Origin of the sequence: Mesorhizobium sp. M7A.F.Ca.CA.001.08.2.1, assembly GCF_003998455.1 — a bacterium.
GTDB classification, from domain to species: Bacteria; Pseudomonadota; Alphaproteobacteria; order Rhizobiales; family Rhizobiaceae; genus Mesorhizobium; species Mesorhizobium ciceri.
In genome coordinates, this window is record NZ_RZPW01000866.1 from 1 (window position 1) to 2,409 (window position 2,409).

Sequence of the window (2,409 nt, forward strand, 5' to 3'; positions counted from 1 at the left end):
TCCAGGAAGACCTGATCCTGATGCGCAGCAGTGACAGCGGCTGGCGGCTGGTCGCCGGCTCGCTCTGCTTTCCCTCCTCCTGGTCGCTCCTGGAAAAGTTCGGCAAGCCGCTGCAGGACATCCACGCGCCGGTGCCGGGTTTCGGCCCGGGCACGCGTCCGGCGGAACTCATCAACCGGATGTTCGATGGCCTCCAGGGGCAGGCCGTCGAGCGCTACAACTGGTCGATCCAGGCCGACAACGCGCTCTACCATCCGCTCTCCGACCTGCAGCGCATCGACCGCGCCACCAACCGGCCGTCGCGCTTTCCCGATGGCGACATCGACGCCCATGCCTTCATTCGCGTCGAGCGGCAAACCCTGCGCAAACTGCCTGTTTCACGCGATATCCTGTTCACCATCCGCATCCATCTCGACCCTCTCAGGGTGCTGGCGCGGCACCCTGATCGGGCGAAGCTCGCGGTGTCTTTCGCCGCCCAGCTCGAAGCACTCGATCTCGCCCAGCTCGACTACAAGGGCCTGACATCGGACCGCGACCGGCTGATGACGGTCCTTAACCACATGGCCAATGACGACTGATCGCTGGTTGGCGCTTTTCGCTGGTTTGTGACAATGATCTGTGATGTAGCGCATGGCCGCCGGGCAAAGATGCCCGGTTTTGTGTGTGCGTTTTCCCAGTTTCCTGGGCTTTGAAGGAGTGCTCGATAAAATGGCGAATGAAAACTGGCCCGTTTACGGTGAGATCAGCGGCCCTGTCGTGATGATCGGCTTCGGCTCGATCGGCCGGGGAACGCTGCCGCTGATCGAACGCCATTTCAAGTTCGACAAGTCGCGCATGACGGTTATCGATCCGCGCGACACCGACCGCAAGCTGCTCGACGAGCGCGGCATCACCTTCGTCCAGGAAGCGGTGACCGAGAAGAACTACAAGAAGCTCCTGACCCCGCTTCTGACCAATGGCGGCGGCCAGGGCTTTTGCATCAACCTGTCGGTTGATACCGGCTCGGTGGACCTGATGCGGCTCTGCCGCAAGCTCGGCGTGCTCTACATCGACACCGTCGTCGAGCCGTGGCTCGGCTTCTATTTCGACGCCAAGGCCGACAACGCCAGCCGCACCAATTACGCGCTGCGCGAGTCGCTGCTCAAGGAAAAGCACGACAAGCCCGGCGGCGCCACGGCGGTCTCCACCTGCGGCGCCAATCCAGGCATGGTCTCGTGGTTCGTCAAGCAGGCGTTGGTCAATCTCGCCACCGATCTTGGCCTGGAGTTCTCGGAGCCCGCGCAGGACGACCGCGAGGGCTGGGCCAAGCTGATGAAGAAGGCCGGCGTCAAGGGCATCCACATCGCCGAACGCGACACCCAGCGCACCAAGAAGCCGAAACCGATGGATGTGTTCTGGAACACATGGTCGGTCGAAGGCTTCATCTCCGAGGGCCTGCAGCCCGCGGAACTTGGCTGGGGCACACACGAGACATGGATGCCGAAGAACGCCAAGAAGCACAAGCACGGCTCGAAGGCAGCCATCTACCTGGAGCAGCCGGGCGCCAACACGCGCGTGCGCTCGTGGTGCCCGACGCCCGGCGCGCAATACGGCCTGCTGGTGACGCATAACGAGGCGATCTCTATCGCCGATTTCTTCACCGTGCGTTCGAAGAAGGGCAAGGTGCATTACCGCCCGACCTGCCACTATGCCTATCATCCCTGCAACGACGCGATGCTGTCGCTTGACGAGATGTTCGGCGCCGCCGGCAAGCCTCAGCCGGTGCATCATGTGCTCGACGAGAACGAGTTGATCGACGGCGTCGACGAACTCGGCGTGCTGCTCTACGGCCACGACAAGAATGCCTACTGGTACGGCTCGCAGCTGTCGCTCGCCGAGGCGCGCAAGCTGGCCCCCTACCAGAATGCCACCGGCATGCAGGTCACCTCGGCGGTGCTCTCGGGCATGGTCTGGGCGCTGGAGAATCCCGAGGCCGGCATCGTCGAAGCCGACGAGATGGACTACAGGCGGTGCCTGGAAGTGCAGTCCCAGTATCTCGGACCGGTCAAGGGCTACTACACCGACTGGACGCCGCTCGATAACCGTCCCGGCCTGTTCCCGGAAGACCTCGACCGGAACGACCCGTGGCAGTTCCGCAACATCCTTGTGCGATAGCAGCACCGCCCACCTGCCTCACTGCCTTGCAATCGCCCGGAAATCGGGCGATTGAAGGGATGCGGACCATAGCGATACGTATTCATCTGGACGCACGTCGCTCTGGAAACTTGGATGCACGCCTCGTGCTTGTCGAAAATCGATTTCCGATTTTTGGGCCGATGCGAGAGGAGAGGATTTTCACATGATCATTGCGCGCAAAATTCTTTCGATGAGCGTGGCGGGTGCCATTTCGGCGATGCTCGCCGCCTGTGC

At 62.3% G+C, this 2,409-nt stretch carries 2 protein-coding genes; both read left to right on the forward strand.

The window, feature by feature from the left end; translation table 11 throughout:
- Nucleotides 1-578, forward strand: a 578-nt coding sequence (locus EN914_RS32210) for a DUF3445 domain-containing protein (RefSeq protein ID WP_164779065.1), incomplete at its 5' end; no start/stop codon positions are given.
- 130 nt (nucleotides 579-708) lie between these two features.
- Nucleotides 709-2,154 (forward strand): homospermidine synthase, encoded by a 1,446-nt coding sequence (locus EN914_RS32215; protein WP_013529731.1) that lies wholly within the window; start codon nucleotides 709-711, stop codon nucleotides 2,152-2,154.
- The last annotated feature ends 255 nt before the right edge of the window (nucleotides 2,155-2,409 follow it).